Origin of the sequence: Pseudomonas sp. LLC-1, from assembly GCF_002992185.1 — a bacterium.
Classification (GTDB): domain Bacteria; phylum Pseudomonadota; class Gammaproteobacteria; order Pseudomonadales; family Pseudomonadaceae; genus Aquipseudomonas; species Aquipseudomonas monteilii.
The window spans coordinates 142980-158525 of sequence record NZ_LUVY01000014.1; the positions used below are offsets into that span (position 1 = coordinate 142980).

The following is a 15546-nucleotide window of genomic DNA, read 5'->3' on the forward strand; positions in this document are numbered from 1 at the left end:
GAATAGCGGCTTCGTCTTCTGGAGCCGTCCCGCATGTCCAAGCCTCTGCTCACCCCTCAGGGAGATTTTCCACCGGTCGGCCTGGGCCGGCGCCTGGCGGCAATGTTCTATGACTTTTTGCTGTGCACGGCCCTGCTGATCGTGACCGCTGGCGCTTACAAGATGATCCAGATGGCGATCATCGGCGAAGCACGCATGCGCGAGCTGACCGAGGCGGGGGCACTGGATGGCGACCCACTGCTGTCGACGGTGCTGCTGTTCGCCCTGTTCGGCTTCTTTGCCAAGTTCTGGACCCATGGCGGGCAAACGCTGGGCATGCAGGTATGGGGCGTGCGAGTGCAGAACGCCGATGGTTCGGCCATCAGCCTGTGGCAGGCGCTGTTGCGCTTTGTGGTCTCGATCGCCTCGTGGCTGTGCCTGGGGCTGGGGTTCTTCTGGGTGTTGATCGACAAGCGCAAGCGGGGCTGGCATGACATCTATTCGGAGAGCCAGCTGGTGCGGGTGCCGAAGCAGAAGAAGTGAGCACAGGTTAACACCCATGAAAAAGCCGACCCTGAGGTCGGCTTTCTTGTGCAGCTCAGGCCATCAACCCGCCCGGCGCAACAACCACACACCGGCCAAGGCACAGATGCCCGCCGGGATCACCACCGCCAGCAGCGGCGGGAAGCCGAACACCTGGCTTGAAGGCCCCAGCAGGTCCTGGCCGATGCGGAACACGAAGCCCACCAGCACACCGGTGAACACGCGCTGCCCGAGGGTTACCGAGCGCAGCGGGCCGAAAATGAAGGAAATTGCCATCAGCACCAGTGCCGCAGTCACCATCGGCTGCAGTACCTTGGTCCAGAACGCCAGCCAGTAGCGGGCATTGTTCAAACCCTGGTCAGACAGGTAGTGGATGTAGTCCCACAGCCCGGTAATCGACAGCGACTCCGGCGCCAGGATCACGGTATTGAGCAGCTCTGGCGTGAGCGAAACGTCCCAGCGCTCTTGCGGCGCGCTGACGACTTCGGTGTGGTCGCCACGGAAGTAGGTGGTGCGCACGTCGGCGAGCAGCCAGTGGTCGTTCTGGTACTGGGCACGGCGGGCGAAGCTCGACGTGACGATCTTGCGCTCGTTGTCGAAGCGGTAACGGGTCACCCCCAGCAGCAAGCCGTTAGGCTGCACGGCGTTGATATGCACGTACTCTTCACCCTGACGGTGCCACATACCGCGCTTGGAGCTTTGCGCCTCACCACCGCCCTGGGCCAGGGAGCGGTCGGCCTGGGCCTTGTTCTCGGTCACCGGTGCCACGTATTCACCGATCAGCAGGCCGACCAGCATCAGTACCAGCATCGGCTTCATCACCGCCCAGACGATACGGCCGATGGAAACGCCGGCCGCACGCATGATGGTCAGCTCGCTGCTGCTGGCCAGGCTACCCAGGCCGATCAGGCAGCCGATCAGTGCCGCCATCGGCAGCATTTCGTACAGCCGCCGCGGTGCGGTGAGCAGGACGAAGTTGCCAGCCTCCATCACCGTGTAGGTATCACTCAGGTCGCTCATCTCGTCGATGAAGGCGAACAGCGAAGCCAGGCCGAGGATGATTCCCAGCACAGCCAGGATGGCCAGCAGCACGCTCTGGCCGATATAGCGGTCGAGCTTAGCCATGGGCCACCTCCGCACGACGGGCAGCGCGTTTGAGGCGCAGCGGCTCCCAGTACATCAGCCCCAGGCCGATCAGCAGGAACAGACCGTGGACCCACCACATGCCCAGGCCGATCGGAAGTTTGCCCTTCTCGAGGGCACCGCGTACGGAAATCAGCATTGTCAGGTAGGCCATGTACAGAAGAATTGCCGGCAGCAGCTTGAGGAAGCGGCCCTGACGCGGGTTGACCCGGGACAGTGGCACCGCCAGCAGGGTGACGACGAACACCAGGATCGGCAGCGACAACCGCCATTGCAACTCGGCACGCTCACGCAGGCCCTTCTTGCCGATCAACTCGGAGGTAGGGATGGCTTCACGTTCGGTGACTTCCTCGCTGACTTCCGGCTTGGGCAGCAGCACGCCATAGGTGTCGTACTTGATGGCACGGTAGTCGGCCTGGCCCGGGTTACCGTCGTAGCGGTAACCGTTTTCCAGCACCAGATAGCGGTTGCCGTCGGCCTGGATTTCCTGGTGGCCCTTTTCCGCGACCAGCACCGACGGCGCGCGGTCCTTGGTCTTGTCCTGGTTGAAGCGCTTCTCGGAAATGAACACCCCGGCCAGGTTGATGCGGTCATCCGACAGCTGCTCGGTATAGGTTACCCGCGAGCCGTCACGCAACGTCTGGAAGCGGCCAGGCACCAGGGTGTCGAACTCGGTCAGCGCGTCTTGCTGGGCGATGATCTGCTGCACCTGGGCCACGCCCAGCGGTGCAAGGCTCAGGCTCAGCCAGGCCACCAGCAGGGCGACCAGCGCGGCCGGCACCATGGTCAGGCCCAACAGGCGCTGCTGGCTCATGCCGGTGGCCGACAACACGGTCATCTCGCTTTCCAGGTACAAGCGCCCGTAAGCCAGGAGAATGCCAAGGAACAGCCCCAGCGGCAGGATCAACTGCAGGAAACCCGGCAACCGGAAGCCCATGATCAGGAACAGCACGCCCGGGTCGAGCACGCCCTGGGCAGCCTGGGCCAGGTACTTGATGAAGCGCCCGCTCATGATGATCACCAGCAGCACAGCGCTGACGGCGCTCAAGGTCACCAGGACCTCGCGGGACAGATAACGAAAGACGATCAAACCAGACACTCCTGGGTTGTCAGGGCGGACTGCCATGCAATGGCGCCAAACAATGACTTAGTACATCCAAGACCAATGCCGGTTCGCCAAAGGCGAACCTCCATGTAAAGTGCGCGCATTATCCTGTGATTGACCGCCCCTGTCACTTGGCCGCGCATGAACGCGCATAACGGGGTTGTCAGCACGCTTGCCGCAGGCTCAAACTGGCAGCTTTTCCGCTGGCGCGCGACTAAGCGGCCAGGCCCGTCCAGAGCGCTGGCACACACAGCGCCATTCGTATCGATCATTCGGGGATCCTGACATGGAACTGGTTGTAAAAAGCGTAGCTGCTGCATCCGTAAAAACCGCCACACTGGTCATTCCGGTAGGTGAAAACCGCAAGCTCGGTGCTGTGGCCAAGGCTGTCGACCTGGCCAGCGAGGGTGCCATCAGCGCCGTGCTCAAGCGCGGCGACCTGGCCGGCAAGCCGGGCCAGACCCTGCTGCTGCAGAACCTTGCGGGCCTGAAGGCCGAGCGCGTGCTGCTGGTAGGCAGCGGCAAGGATGAAGCCCTGGGCGACCGTGCCTGGCGCAAACTGGTTGCCAGCGTGGCCGGCGTACTCAAGGGCCTGAACGGCGCCGATGCAGTGCTGGCCCTGGACGATGTGGCGGTCAGCAACCGCGACGCCCATTACGGTAAATACCGCCTGCTGGCCGAAACCCTGCTCGATGGCGAATACGTCTTCGACCGTTTCAAGAGCCAGAAGGCCGAGCCGCGCGCCCTGAAAAAGGTCACCCTGTTGGCCGACAAGGCCGGCCAGGCCGAAGTCGAGCGTGCGGTCAAACACGCCAGCGCCATCGCCACCGGTATGGCTTTCACCCGCGACCTGGGCAACCTGCCACCTAACCTCTGCCACCCAAGCTTCCTGGCCGAGCAGGCCAAGGACCTGGGCAAGGCGCACAAGGCGCTGAAGGTCGAGGTGCTGGACGAGAAGAAGATCAAGGACCTGGGCATGGGTGCGTTCTATGCCGTGGGCCAGGGCAGCGACCAGCCTCCACGCCTGATCGTGCTGAATTACCAGGGCGGCAAAAAGGCCGACAAGCCATTCGTGCTGGTCGGTAAAGGCATCACCTTCGACACCGGCGGCATCAGCCTCAAGCCAGGTGCCGGCATGGACGAAATGAAATACGACATGTGCGGCGCCGCAAGCGTGTTCGGTACGCTGCGTGCCGTGCTGGAACTGCAACTGCCAATCAACCTCGTGTGCCTGCTGGCCTGCGCCGAAAACATGCCAAGCGGCGGTGCCACCCGCCCAGGTGACATCGTCACCACCATGAGCGGCCAGACTGTGGAAATTCTCAACACCGACGCCGAAGGCCGCCTGGTGCTGTGCGACACCCTGACCTACGCCGAGCGCTTCAAGCCGCAGGCGGTGATCGACATCGCCACCCTGACCGGCGCCTGCATCGTCGCCCTGGGCAGCCACACCTCCGGCCTGATGGGCAACAACGACGACCTCGTCGGCCAGTTGCTCGACGCCGGCAAGCGCGCCGACGACCGTGCCTGGCAGTTGCCGCTGTTCGATGAGTACCAGGAACAGCTGGACAGCCCGTTCGCCGACATGGGCAACATCGGCGGGCCGAAGGCCGGCACCATCACCGCGGGTTGCTTCCTGTCGCGCTTCGCCAAGGCTTACAACTGGGCGCACATGGACATCGCCGGTACCGCCTGGGTCAGTGGCGGCAAGGACAAAGGCGCCACCGGCCGCCCAGTGCCTCTGCTGACCCAGTACCTGCTGGACCGCGCTGGCGCGTGACGCCGTGAGGCCGGTGGCGCCTTGTGCGCCACTGGCCGGCGATTCTCACCATGAGCAAAGTCGACTTCTACATCTTGCCCACCGACTCGCTGTCGGCGCGGCTCGATTTCGCCTGCAAGCTGTGCGAAAAGGCCTGGCGCCTCGGCCACCGGGTCTACCTGCACTGCCAGGACGCGGAACAGCGCAGCGAGCTGGACCAACGCTTGTGGCGCTTCAAGGGCGAGGCGTTCGTGCCCCACGACCTGGCCGAAGTGCATGCCGATGCCGGCGTGGCCCTGGGGCTGGCAGACAGCGCCGGCGAGCACCGCGACCTGCTGATCAACCTGGGCGCCAGCGTGCCGGGCTTTGTCGGCCAGTTCGAGCGGGTGGCCGAAATCGTGGTTGAGGAGCCTGGCATCCGCCAATCGGCCCGAGAGCGATTCCGTTTCTACCGTGAACAGGGCTATGCTCTGCAAGACCACCGCTTACAGCGACTTTGACGACGATGGACAAGCCCTCCCCTTTGCCCGACTCCGCCCATCTGCTCGATGACCTCGAGTCGATCCGCCAGCTGCTTGGCGACGCCGATCTGCAACCGCCGCTGCTGACCGAAACGGTGGAGCAGATTCCGTTGCTGCTGGAAGAGCCTGCCGGCAACCCAGCACCGGTTGCCGAACCGGTGGCTGCCGAACCCGAGGACGACCCGCAAACCCGCCGCCAGGACACCCTGCTGCACCTGGAGAGCGAACTGCGTGCCGCGGCGCAGATGATCATGCAGGACGTGATCAACGACTTCACCCCGCACATCGAGAACGAGATCAAGCGCCGGCTGGATGCGCGGATCGAGCGGTTGATCAAGCGTTCGGAGTAAGCCTGAATTTCGGCGGTGCCTGCTTCGCGGGCAAGCCCGCTCCCACAGGGTCGCCACAAGTCTTGAAGGCTGTGGTGATCCTGTGGGAGCGGGCTTGCCCGCGAAGCAGACGCCGACGCACTGCCAGATAGCAGCAGCTTGTCGCCTGCGGCCCCCACCTTGGTTATACTTCCCGGCTTTCCCGAATAAATGCACAGGGTCCCGCCGCGCATGGATAAGACCTACCAGCCGCACGCCATCGAAACTTCCTGGTACAACACCTGGGAGTCCGAGAACTATTTCGCCCCACAAGGTGCAGGCGAGTCCTACACCATCATGATCCCGCCGCCGAACGTGACCGGCAGCCTGCACATGGGCCATGGGTTCAACAACGCGATCATGGACGCCCTGATCCGTTTCCGCCGCATGCAAGGCCGCGACACCCTGTGGCAGCCAGGCACCGACCACGCCGGTATCGCCACGCAGATGCTGGTCGAGCGCCAGCTCGAAGCCAAAGGCCAGAACCGTCATGACCTGGGCCGCGAGAAGTTTCTGGAAAAGGTCTGGGAATGGAAGGACCAGTCCGGTGGCAACATCAGCCGCCAGATCCGCCGCCTGGGCTCTTCGGTAGACTGGAGCCGCGAGCGCTTCACCATGGACGACGGCCTCTCCGAAGCCGTTAAAGAAGCGTTCGTGCGCCTGCATGAAGACGGCCTCATCTACCGTGGCAAGCGCCTGGTCAACTGGGATACCAAGCTGCACACGGCCATCTCCGACCTCGAAGTGGAAAACCACGACGAGAAGGGCCACCTGTGGAACCTGCGCTACCCGCTGGCCGACGGCGCCAAGACCGCCGAAGGCAACGACTACCTGGTGGTTGCCACCACCCGTCCGGAAACCCTGCTGGGTGACGCGGCCGTTGCGGTCAACCCGAATGACGAACGCTACCAGGCACTGATCGGCAAGTTCGTCGAACTGCCACTGGTAGGCCGCCGCATCCCGATCATCGCCGACGACTACTGCGACCCTGCGTTCGGTACCGGCTGCGTGAAGATCACTCCGGCCCACGACTTCAACGACTACGAAGTCGGCAAACGCCACAACCTGCCGCTGCTGAACATCTTCGACAAGAACGCCTTCGTGCTGGCCAGCGCCCAGGCCTTCAACCTCGACGGCAGCATCAACGAGCAGGTTGATACCCGACTGCCAGCCCAGTACGCCAACCTCGACCGCTTCGTCGCACGCAAGCAGATCGTTGCCGACCTGGATGCCCAGGGCCTGCTGGTGAGCATCGACGACCACGCTCTGAAGGTGCCGAAAGGCGACCGTTCGGGCACCGTGATCGAGCCGTGGCTGACCGACCAGTGGTACGTTTCCACCAAGCCGCTGGCAGAACCTGCCATCGCCGCCGTGGAAGATGGCCGTATCCAGTTCGTGCCCAAGCAGTACGAGAACATGTACTTCTCCTGGATGCGTGACATCCAGGACTGGTGCATCAGCCGCCAGCTGTGGTGGGGCCACCGCATCCCGGCGTGGTACGACGAGGCCGGCCAGGTCTACGTTGGCCGCAACGAGGAAGAAGTGCGCGCCAAACACAACCTGGGCGCCGATGTGGTCCTGCGCCAGGACGACGACGTACTCGACACCTGGTTCAGCTCGGGCCTGTGGACCTTCTCCACCCTGGGCTGGCCGGAACAGACCGAGTTCCTCAAGAAGTTCCACTCCACCGATGTACTGGTAACCGGCTTCGACATCATCTTCTTCTGGGTTGCGCGCATGATCATGCTGACCATGCACCTGATCAAGAACGAGGACGGCACCCCGCAAGTACCGTTCAAGACCGTTTACGTACACGGTCTGGTGCGTGACGGCCAGGGCCAGAAGATGTCCAAGTCCAAGGGCAACGTACTGGACCCGCTGGACATCGTCGACGGCATCACCCTCGACGCCCTGCTGGAAAAACGCACCAGCGGCATGATGCAGCCCAAGCTGGCCGAGAAGATCGCCAAGCAGACCAAGGCCGAGTTCCCTGAAGGTATCGCCAGCTACGGCACCGACGCCCTGCGCTTCACCTTCTGCTCGCTGGCCTCCACAGGCCGCGACATCAAGTTCGACATGGGCCGCGTCGAAGGCTACCGCAACTTCTGCAACAAGATCTGGAACGCCGCCCGCTACGTGCTGGACAAGGGCGAGGACTGTGGCCAGAACGGCGAAGCTTACGAACTGTCGCTGGCTGACCGCTGGATCATCTCGCAACTGCAGCGCACCGAAGCCGAAGTGACCCGCCAGCTGGAGCAGTTCCGCTTCGACCTGGCCAGCCAGGCGCTGTACGAGTTCATCTGGAACCAGTACTGCGACTGGTACCTGGAGCTGTCCAAGCCGGTACTGTGGGACGAAAACGCCCCGGTCGAGCGCGCCCGTGGCACCCGCCGCACCCTGGTGCGCGTGCTGGAAGTGGCGCTGCGCCTGGCGCACCCGTTCATGCCGTTCATTACCGAAGAAATCTGGCAGCGCATCGCGCCGCTGGCCGGCATCGAAGGCAAGACCATCATGCTGCAGCCGTGGCCGGTGGCCAATGAAGCCCGCATCGACGCCGCCGCTGAAGGTGACATCGAGTGGCTCAAGGAACTGATGGTCGGCCTGCGCAACATCCGCGCCGAAATGAACATCGGCCCAGGCAAACCGTTGCCGCTGTTCCTGAAGAACGCCAACGCCGACGACCAGCGCCGCCTGCTGGAAAACGAAGCGCTGCTGAAGAAGCTGGCCAAGGTGGAGTCGTTCACCGTGCTCGGCGATGCCGATGAAGCGCCGCTGTCGGCCACCGCCCTGGTCGGTGACCTGCAAGTGCTGGTGCCAATGGCCGGCCTGATTGACAAGGATGCCGAGCTGGCGCGCCTGAACAAGGAAATCCAGCGCCTGCAAGGCGAAGTGGCACGCGTGGGTGGCAAGCTGTCCAACGCCGCCTTCGTCGACAAGGCTCCGCCTGCGGTGATCGAGAAGGAACGTGCCAAGCTGGCCGAATCTGAACAGGCCCTGGCCAACTTCACCGAGCAGCATGCGCGCATCGCTGCGCTGTAATCAAAAGTGAAGCCATAGCGGGCTGCTTTGCAGCCCATCGCCGGCAAGCCAGCTCCCACAGGAATGCACCGTACCTGTGGGAGCTGGCTTGCCGGCGATGCTTTTCAGGACCCCACCATGACTCAGAAACCCACCCTGCACCCGCGTAATCGCCACCAGGGCCGCTACGACTTCCCCAGCTTGATCAAGGCCCATCCGGACCTCGCGCGCTTCACCATCACCAACCCTCACGGCAAACCCAGCATCGACTTCGCCAACCCTGAAGCCGTGCGAGTGTTCAACCGTGCCCTGCTCAAGGCCCAGTACGGCATCCAGCACTGGGATATCCCCGCCGACTACCTGTGCCCGCCGATTCCCGGCCGCGCCGACTACATCCATGTGGCCGCCGACCTGCTGGCCGACGACAATGCCGGCGAGATCCCCAAGGGCGCCCAGGTGCGTGCGCTGGACATCGGCGTGGGTGCCAACTGCATCTACCCGTTGCTAGGCCACAGCGACTACCGCTGGCGCTTCCTCGGCTCGGACATCGACCCCGTGGCCCTGGCATCGGCCAAGGCCATCGTGCAGGCCAATGGGCTGGGCAAGGCCATCACCCTGCGCCAGCAGGCCAACCGCACGCACATCCTCAGCGGCCTGCTGCAGGATGACGAACGCTTCGACCTGACACTGTGCAACCCGCCCTTCCATGCCTCACGCGAAGAAGCCACCCGTGGCAGCCAGCGCAAGTGGAAGAACCTGGGCAAGCAAGACCCCAAGCGCAAGCTGCCTGTGCTCAACTTCGGTGGCCAGAACAATGAACTGTGGTGCGAGGGCGGCGAAATCCGCTTTGTTACCCAACTGGTCGGCGAGAGCGTGCAATACGCCGAGCGGGTGCTGTGGTTCACCAGCCTGGTGTCCAAGGCCAGTAACTTGCCGGGCATCGAGACCGCACTGAAGAAGGCAGGCGCCAAGGCCGTACGCATCATCGAAATGGGCCAGGGGCAGAAACAGAGCCGCATGGTCGCCTGGAGCTTCCTTGACGATGCCACGCGCCAGGCCTGGCACGCCCAGCGTAAATCACAGGCATGAAAAAACCGCGCCCGGGCAAGCCGGGCGCGGTTTCGTCAACACTTCAACAATTACTTGTTGATGGCGTCGGTCAGCACTTTGGCTGGAACGAACTTGACGACTTTCTTGGCAGCGATTTCGATGGCAGCGCCAGTCGAAGGGTTGCGGCCGGTACGGGCAGGACGCTCGGAGACTTTCAGCTTGCCGATGCCTGGCAGGGTGATTTCAGCGCCGTTTTCCAGTTGGTCGGCAACGATCTGGCCCAGTTGCTCCAGAGCGTTCTTGGCGGTGGCTTTTGGCGCGGCGATCGATTCGGCGATGTCGGCAATCAGTTGGTCTTTGGTCAATGCCATGGTGGTGTTCCTTCCCTATCAAATTCGATGGTTATGCAGCGAACTACGACGTTATCGGGCCAGCCCCTGAAAGTGGAGGGCCGCGCCAATCGCGTATGTAGATACGTAAATCGGCGTTTGGTTCGACACGACGACAGCACGCTGCCAGCAATGCGCCACACGAGGGGCACAAGACCGCGCAAAACTACCACAGGAGCAGATAAATATCCGCTGCGCACTTCGATTTAATGCAGGTTTTTCGGGGGTTTTAGCTTAAAACGCACAAAATTGAACAAAAAACGAACAACCGACATATCTGCCAACATACGGCCACTGCATCACCTTGCGTCTAGGGTAAACTTGGCAACTTTTGCAGCTCGCCGAGAATCCCATGCCAATCCGTCATTGCATCGTTCACCTGATCGACAAAAAGCCTGATGGCAGCCCCGCGGTGCTGCATGCTCGCGACTCCGAACTGGCCGCCTCCGATGCCATCGAGAACCTGCTGGCCGACCTCAATGACAGCTACAACGCCAAGCAAGGCAAGGCCTGGGGCTTTTTCCACGGTGAGTCGGGCGCCTACCCACTGAGCGGCTGGCTGAAGCAGTATCTGGACGAAGAAAAGGACTTTACCGCCTTCAGCCGCATTGCCGTGGAACACCTGCAGAAGCTGATGGAAGAGTCCAACCTGTCCACTGGCGGCCATATCCTGTTCGCCCATTACCAGCAAGGCATGACCGAATATCTGGCCATTGCCCTGCTGCACCACAGCGAAGGGGTAGCGGTGAACGCCGAACTCGACGTGATGCCTTCGCGCCACCTCGACCTTGGCCAGTTGCACCTGGCGGCACGCATCAACCTGTCGGAGTGGAAGAACAACCAGAACTCCAAGCAGTACATCTCGTTCATCAAGGGCAAGAACGGCAAGAAAGTGTCGGATTACTTCCGCGACTTCATCGGCTGCCAGGAGGGTGTAGACGGCCCGGGCGAAACCCGTACCCTGCTCAAAGCCTTCAGTGACTTCGTCGAGAGCGAAGACCTGCCGGAAGAGTCCGCCCGCGAAAAGACCCAGACCCTGGTCGAGTACGCCACCACCCAGACCAAGCTGGGCGAGCCGGTAACGCTGGAAGAGCTGTCCAGCCTGATCGACGAAGACCGGCCCAAAGCGTTCTACGACCACATCCGCAACAAGGACTATGGCCTGTCGCCAGAAATCCCGGCGGACAAGCGCACCCTCAACCAGTTCCGCCGCTTCACCGGGCGTGCCGAGGGCCTGTCGATCAGCTTCGAGGCACACTTGCTGGGCGACAAAGTGGAGTATGACGAGGCGGCAGGCACCCTGATCATCAAGGGGCTGCCGACAACGCTGGTGGATCAGTTGAAGCGGCGCAAAGACTAATCCCCTCAAAGCCGGTAAAGGAGGCCACCAGTGCCTCCTTTGCCGATTTGCGCAGCCGCTTTACCAGCCGCTCCTGGCGCAAAGCCTCGCCTTTATCCGGCCATTGCTCCACATACACCAGTGCCTTGGCCGGACTGGTCTTGAAGTAGCGGGCGCCCTGCCCCTTCTGGTGCGCCGCAAAACGCCGCTGAGGGTCATCGCTGATGCCGCAGTACAGCGAGCCGTTGGCGGCCCTTACCAGATAGACATACCAGGGTTTGCCAACAACGGATTCGACGGTTTCACTCACCTTGGGCCTGCTGGAATGCGCGCAGTCCCTTGAATGCCTGCAGGCGAACCTTGTTCTGCACCAGGGGCGACCAGCCCAGCAATACGCCAGGCATACCCAAGGCCTGCCGCGACCAGCGCCACAGGTCGAAGGTGTCGTCATGCTGGCAGATCAGCCCATCACGAATGACAAAACGCGCCTGGATGTCGTTGACCACAACACGGTCGGTCTGGGTGAACAGGTAGGTGGCCACCCAGTGCGCGCTGCCACTGCGCTCATCGGCGCGGACGCCGTCGAACGTCAGGGTGAAGTTCTTGGCGCGGCGGGTGAGCATACGCCACATATCGCCTGCATCCTTGCCGCGCAGGGTACCGAAGACCGGGTCGCTGAAAACAATATCGTCGCTGTAGCAGGCTACCATGGCCTCGGCGTCCAGGCGCTGGAAGGCCTGGTAGAAGCGGGTGATCAGGTCGCGGTTGGCGTCGCTCATGGGGCAGGTCCGTCCTGGGGTCGAAACCAGCACGATAATCTGCCCCGATGGCTTATGCCAGTACCGGCCCTATCGCCGGCAAGCCAGCTCCCACAGGTACGGCGCAGGTTTCAAGGCATGCGCTATACCTGTGGGAGCTGGCTTGCCGGCGATAGGGCCAGTGTTGCCAACAGTGGCTTCAGACTTTTTCGCTAGTCACCTGCACATGCAACGCCCGCCCGGCACCCAGCCCGAACACGATGGCACCAATCCCCAATACCGCAAAAATCCAGCCCAGCGCCGCCCAGCCCCCGGTCAGGTCATGTACCAGCCCCACCGCAAACGGCCCCATCGACGCCAGGGTGTAACCCACGCCCTGCGCCATGCTCGACAGGTTCGCCGCTACATGCGCGTCTTTCGAACGCAGCACAATCAGGGTCAGCGCCAGGGCAAAAGTACCGCCCTGCCCCAGGCCCAGCACCACGGCCCATCCCCACAGCCCCGAAACCGGCGCATACAGGCAACCGAACAGGCCCGCCAGGGTAATCAACATGACCAGCACGATCGCCAGGCGTTGGTCCTTGCCACGGGTGGCCAGCCAAGGCGCACTCAGCGAGCTAATCAACTGCACGATCACCGACCCCGACAGCACCAGCCCAGCCTCGGTCGGGCTCAGGCCACGGCCTATCAGGATCGATGGCAACCAACCGAACACGATGTAAGCCAGTGATGACTGCAAGCCCATGTACAAGGTCACCTGCCAGGCCAGCGGATCGCGCCACAGACCCCGTACACGATAAGCCACCTTGTGCAGGCCATGCCCCTGGCGGGCCTGTGGCAGCCACACCAGCATGGCCAGCAAGGCCGGCAGCACCCAGAAGCCCAGCCCAAGTGCCCAGCTACCGCCAAAATGCTGGGCCAACGGTACGGTAGCCCCCGCCGCCATGGCGGCGCCCAGGCACAACGCCATGGTGTACACGCCGGTCAGCGTGCCAGCGTGCTGCGGGAAGTCGCGCTTGACGATACCCGGCAGCAGCACGCCGATAATGCCAATGCTGGCCCCCGCCATCAGGCTGCCGAGGAACACGCCAACGGCGCCGAAGGCGCTTCGCACCCCGATACCCAGCGCCAACGTGACAAGAATGCCGAGGATCACCCGCTCACTGCCAAAACGCCGCGCCAGCACGGGTGCCAGCGGGGCGAACAGCCCCAGGCACAGCACCGGCAAGGTGGTCAGCAAGCCGGCCTGCGAGGCACTCAGCCCCAGCCCTTCAGACACCCCCCCCAGCACCGGCGCCATGCTCGACAACGCCGGGCGCAGGTTCAGGGCCACCAGCACCAGGCCCAGCAGCAACAGCCAGGGCCGCCGCAACACTACAGGCTGCTGCTGCACCTGCTCGTCGTCAGCCTCGGCATCGATCAGCAGCTCATCGAGGTCCCGCTCGTTCGGCGGGGTATTGCGGGTGATGGATTCAGCCATGGCCTTCTCGGTGTCAGGATTCGATGAGGGTACGGCTCAGGCGCTTGGCCCGCTCCGCGTCGCGTTGTTCGATGGCTTCGAGGATCTGCCCGTGCAGGTCGAACGTGGCCTGGCAGCGCGGAACAGTCGCCATGTTGCGTTGCAGCGCGGCAGCCACCACCCCGGAAAAGTAGCGATACAGCTCGCTTAACGCCGGGTTGTGGGCGGCATCGACCAACCGCTGGTGGAACACCAGGTCGCAGGCCACATAAGCATCGACATCCCCATGAAAGTGCCCGGCGCTGCTGGCCAGCGCATCGCGCAGCGCCTGCAGATCGGCATCGGTACGGCGCAGCGCCGCCAAGCCGATGGCTTCGGCTTCGAGGATGTGACGGGTTTCCCGGGCCTGCTCAGCGGTGCAGCGAGACATCGCCTGCACCGCCTGCAGCGGGTCCAGGGCCGTGCGCAGGTAGCTACCGTCACCTTGGCGAATTTCCACCAGGCCACTGAACGCCAGCACACGCATGGCTTCGCGCACGGTATTGCGGCTGATGCCCAGTTGCAGGGCCAACTCCGGCTCGGTAGGCAGTCGCTGGCCGACCTGCCAGTCGCCCAGCACGATGCGCTCACGCATGCGATCTACGGCAAGCTCAACCAGGGAACGTTTGGTCAGCTCTGTATTCATTGCACTCAACCAATCATCCGATGAATTTGCACAGCTTACTGGAGGGCAGTCGACGCCGCAAACCACCTGACATTTCTGCCAGTTGTGAACAAACCCCGTTGTTGCAACGCTCGCGGTGTACTTTCAAGGGCGTCCTGACATGCGACTCACTAGCCTGCTGTTACTGCTGCTTCTGGCCATACTCCCGGGTTGCGAACCGACCCGACACCCAAGCCGCCCCAAGGCCTTGTTAATCGGCCTCGACGGGGTGCAGCTTGATCGCTACCTGCAATTGGGCGACGCGACCAACCTGAGGCAGCGGCTGTATTACGGCAAGGCCTATACGGGTGGCATCAACGGCAAGGCCAGCGAGCAACTGACCTTGAGCGGCCCGGGATGGGTCACGTTGCTGACGGGTGTCTGGAGCAACAAGCACGGCGTCAGCAACAATGCCGAGTCATTGCGGGTAGACCCGTCGTTTCCCAGCCTGTTCAAACGGCTGCGACTGGCCATGCCGAATGCCTACCTGTCCAGCGTGGTCGGCTGGTCACCGCTGAACACGGCCTACCTGCTGGAAGACGCCCATGGCGCGGATGTACGTGAGAGTGGTTTATCAGATGCACGAGTCATCGAGCGAACGCTGCAGATCCTGGACAATACACCCGCCGACTTCACCTTCATTCAACTCGATGAAGCGGACCAGGCTGGCCACGACAGCGGCTTTGGCAAACGCTATCAACAGTCGTTGCGCACCCTCGACAGCCAGATCGGCCATTTGCTGGACAAGGTCGATGAGCGCCAACGCCTGAACCCGCAGGAAGACTGGCTGGTGATCGTCAGTACGGACCATGGGCGGGATTACTGGGGCAAAGCGCATGGCGGCATTTCGGAGCAGGAAAAAACCATTTTCATTGCCAGTAACAAGCCGTTGAACCAGGAGCTTTCGCAACCCGGCATTCCAGCGGAAAACCCTGGGCCGAACCACTTGTACAGCCTGCCCGCGCAAACCTCGGTCGCCCCCACCGTGTTACGTCACATGGGCCTGAAACTGCTGCCGGAATGGCTACTGGATGGCACACCCTTGCTGGGTGATACCGGCGTGCGCAAGATACGCGTCGACGAAAACAAAGGGCGGGTACGCTGGAACAGCAATGCGCGCGGCTACCTGACGATACTCAAGAACGGGCATGTGGTTGCGCAAGTACCGGCCAAGGACGGGCAATGGACCGACCCGGAAGGCATGGGGCAGGAGAACGACTATGTGCTGGTGCTCGATGGCACCCCGGCAGCGGTGCGCAATCGGCCGGCGGGCAAGGCGTTTGCCATTGAAGAGAGTAGCTATTAGGCCTTTGGGGGCGCGTTGCGGCCCATCGCCGGCAAGCCAGCTCCCACATGGCCCGCGCAATGCTGAAGTTCTGCACTGTACCTGTGGGAGCTGGCTTGCCGGCGAT

At 62.8% G+C, this 15546-nt stretch carries 15 protein-coding genes; 8 read left to right on the plus strand and 7 right to left on the minus strand.

Annotated elements, in window-relative coordinates:
- Window positions 1-33 precede the first annotated feature (33 nt).
- Window positions 34-522, plus strand: a complete 489-nt coding sequence (locus tag A0O30_RS13995; RefSeq protein ID WP_009687037.1) for an RDD family protein — start codon at window positions 34-36, stop codon at window positions 520-522.
- Between the two features lie 63 nt (window positions 523-585).
- Here A0O30_RS13995 and lptG read toward each other — a convergent pair whose 3' ends face one another.
- Window positions 586-1647 carry an LPS export ABC transporter permease LptG gene (gene lptG, locus A0O30_RS14000; protein ID WP_016713114.1) on the minus strand — a complete coding sequence of 354 codons (1062 nt, stop codon included), beginning with the start codon at window positions 1645-1647 and terminating at the stop codon, window positions 586-588.
- Entirely contained in the window at window positions 1640-2755 is a 1116-nt protein-coding gene (lptF, locus tag A0O30_RS14005; protein WP_016713115.1) for an LPS export ABC transporter permease LptF, read from the minus strand. The genes lptG and lptF overlap by 8 nt, the downstream gene beginning before the upstream one ends.
- A 301-nt stretch (window positions 2756-3056) precedes the next feature.
- On the opposite strand from lptF, the gene A0O30_RS14015 reads away from it, so the two are divergent.
- From A0O30_RS14015 to rlmF, 5 genes are all read left to right on the plus strand, one after another.
- Window positions 3057-4550: a leucyl aminopeptidase gene (locus tag A0O30_RS14015; RefSeq protein WP_105946915.1), complete on the plus strand. Its 1494-nt coding sequence runs from the start codon at window positions 3057-3059 to the stop codon at window positions 4548-4550.
- Window positions 4551-4600: 50 nt separating this feature from the next.
- A complete protein-coding gene (locus tag A0O30_RS14020; protein WP_019098191.1) occupies window positions 4601-5029 on the plus strand; it encodes a DNA polymerase III subunit chi in 429 nt (142 codons plus the stop codon).
- 5 nt (window positions 5030-5034) lie between these two features.
- Window positions 5035-5400 (plus strand): DNA polymerase III subunit chi, encoded by a 366-nt coding sequence (locus tag A0O30_RS14025; RefSeq protein ID WP_105946916.1) that lies wholly within the window; start codon window positions 5035-5037, stop codon window positions 5398-5400.
- Window positions 5401-5610: 210 nt separating this feature from the next.
- The gene (locus A0O30_RS14030) at window positions 5611-8457 is read left to right on the plus strand and encodes a valine--tRNA ligase (protein ID WP_105946917.1); all 2847 of its coding nucleotides are present in this window, start codon (window positions 5611-5613) and stop codon (window positions 8455-8457) included.
- 117 nt (window positions 8458-8574) lie between these two features.
- Window positions 8575-9525, plus strand: a complete 951-nt coding sequence (rlmF, locus tag A0O30_RS14035) for a 23S rRNA (adenine(1618)-N(6))-methyltransferase RlmF (RefSeq protein WP_105946918.1) — start codon at window positions 8575-8577, stop codon at window positions 9523-9525.
- 50 nt (window positions 9526-9575) lie between these two features.
- Here rlmF and A0O30_RS14040 read toward each other — a convergent pair whose 3' ends face one another.
- Window positions 9576-9857 carry an HU family DNA-binding protein gene (locus A0O30_RS14040; protein WP_003255106.1) on the minus strand — a complete coding sequence of 94 codons (282 nt, stop codon included), beginning with the start codon at window positions 9855-9857 and terminating at the stop codon, window positions 9576-9578.
- A 370-nt stretch (window positions 9858-10227) separates the two neighbouring features.
- On the opposite strand from A0O30_RS14040, the gene yejK reads away from it, so the two are divergent.
- Window positions 10228-11235: a nucleoid-associated protein YejK gene (gene yejK / locus A0O30_RS14045; RefSeq protein ID WP_019098188.1), complete on the plus strand. Its 1008-nt coding sequence runs from the start codon at window positions 10228-10230 to the stop codon at window positions 11233-11235.
- Here the strand turns inward: yejK and A0O30_RS14050 are convergent.
- The 4 genes from A0O30_RS14050 to A0O30_RS14065 all read right to left on the minus strand — a co-directional run bounded on the left by A0O30_RS14050 (window position 11183) and on the right by A0O30_RS14065 (window position 14116).
- The gene (locus A0O30_RS14050; protein ID WP_105946919.1) at window positions 11183-11524 is read right to left on the minus strand and encodes a GIY-YIG nuclease family protein; all 342 of its coding nucleotides are present in this window, start codon (window positions 11522-11524) and stop codon (window positions 11183-11185) included. The genes yejK and A0O30_RS14050 overlap by 53 nt on opposite strands.
- Complete coding sequence (locus A0O30_RS14055; RefSeq protein WP_105946920.1) at window positions 11517-11993, minus strand: nuclear transport factor 2 family protein; 477 nt, start codon at window positions 11991-11993, stop codon at window positions 11517-11519. The genes A0O30_RS14050 and A0O30_RS14055 overlap by 8 nt, the downstream gene beginning before the upstream one ends.
- Window positions 11994-12171: 178 nt before the next feature.
- Window positions 12172-13452, minus strand: a complete 1281-nt coding sequence (locus A0O30_RS14060) for an MFS transporter (RefSeq protein ID WP_105946921.1) — start codon at window positions 13450-13452, stop codon at window positions 12172-12174.
- 13 nt (window positions 13453-13465) lie between these two features.
- A complete protein-coding gene (locus A0O30_RS14065) occupies window positions 13466-14116 on the minus strand; it encodes a FadR/GntR family transcriptional regulator (RefSeq protein WP_105946922.1) in 651 nt (216 codons plus the stop codon).
- A 139-nt stretch (window positions 14117-14255) separates the two neighbouring features.
- Between A0O30_RS14065 and A0O30_RS14070 the strand changes: the two genes are divergently transcribed.
- Window positions 14256-15440 (plus strand): alkaline phosphatase family protein, encoded by a 1185-nt coding sequence (locus A0O30_RS14070; protein WP_105946923.1) that lies wholly within the window; start codon window positions 14256-14258, stop codon window positions 15438-15440.
- Window positions 15441-15546 lie beyond the last annotated feature (106 nt).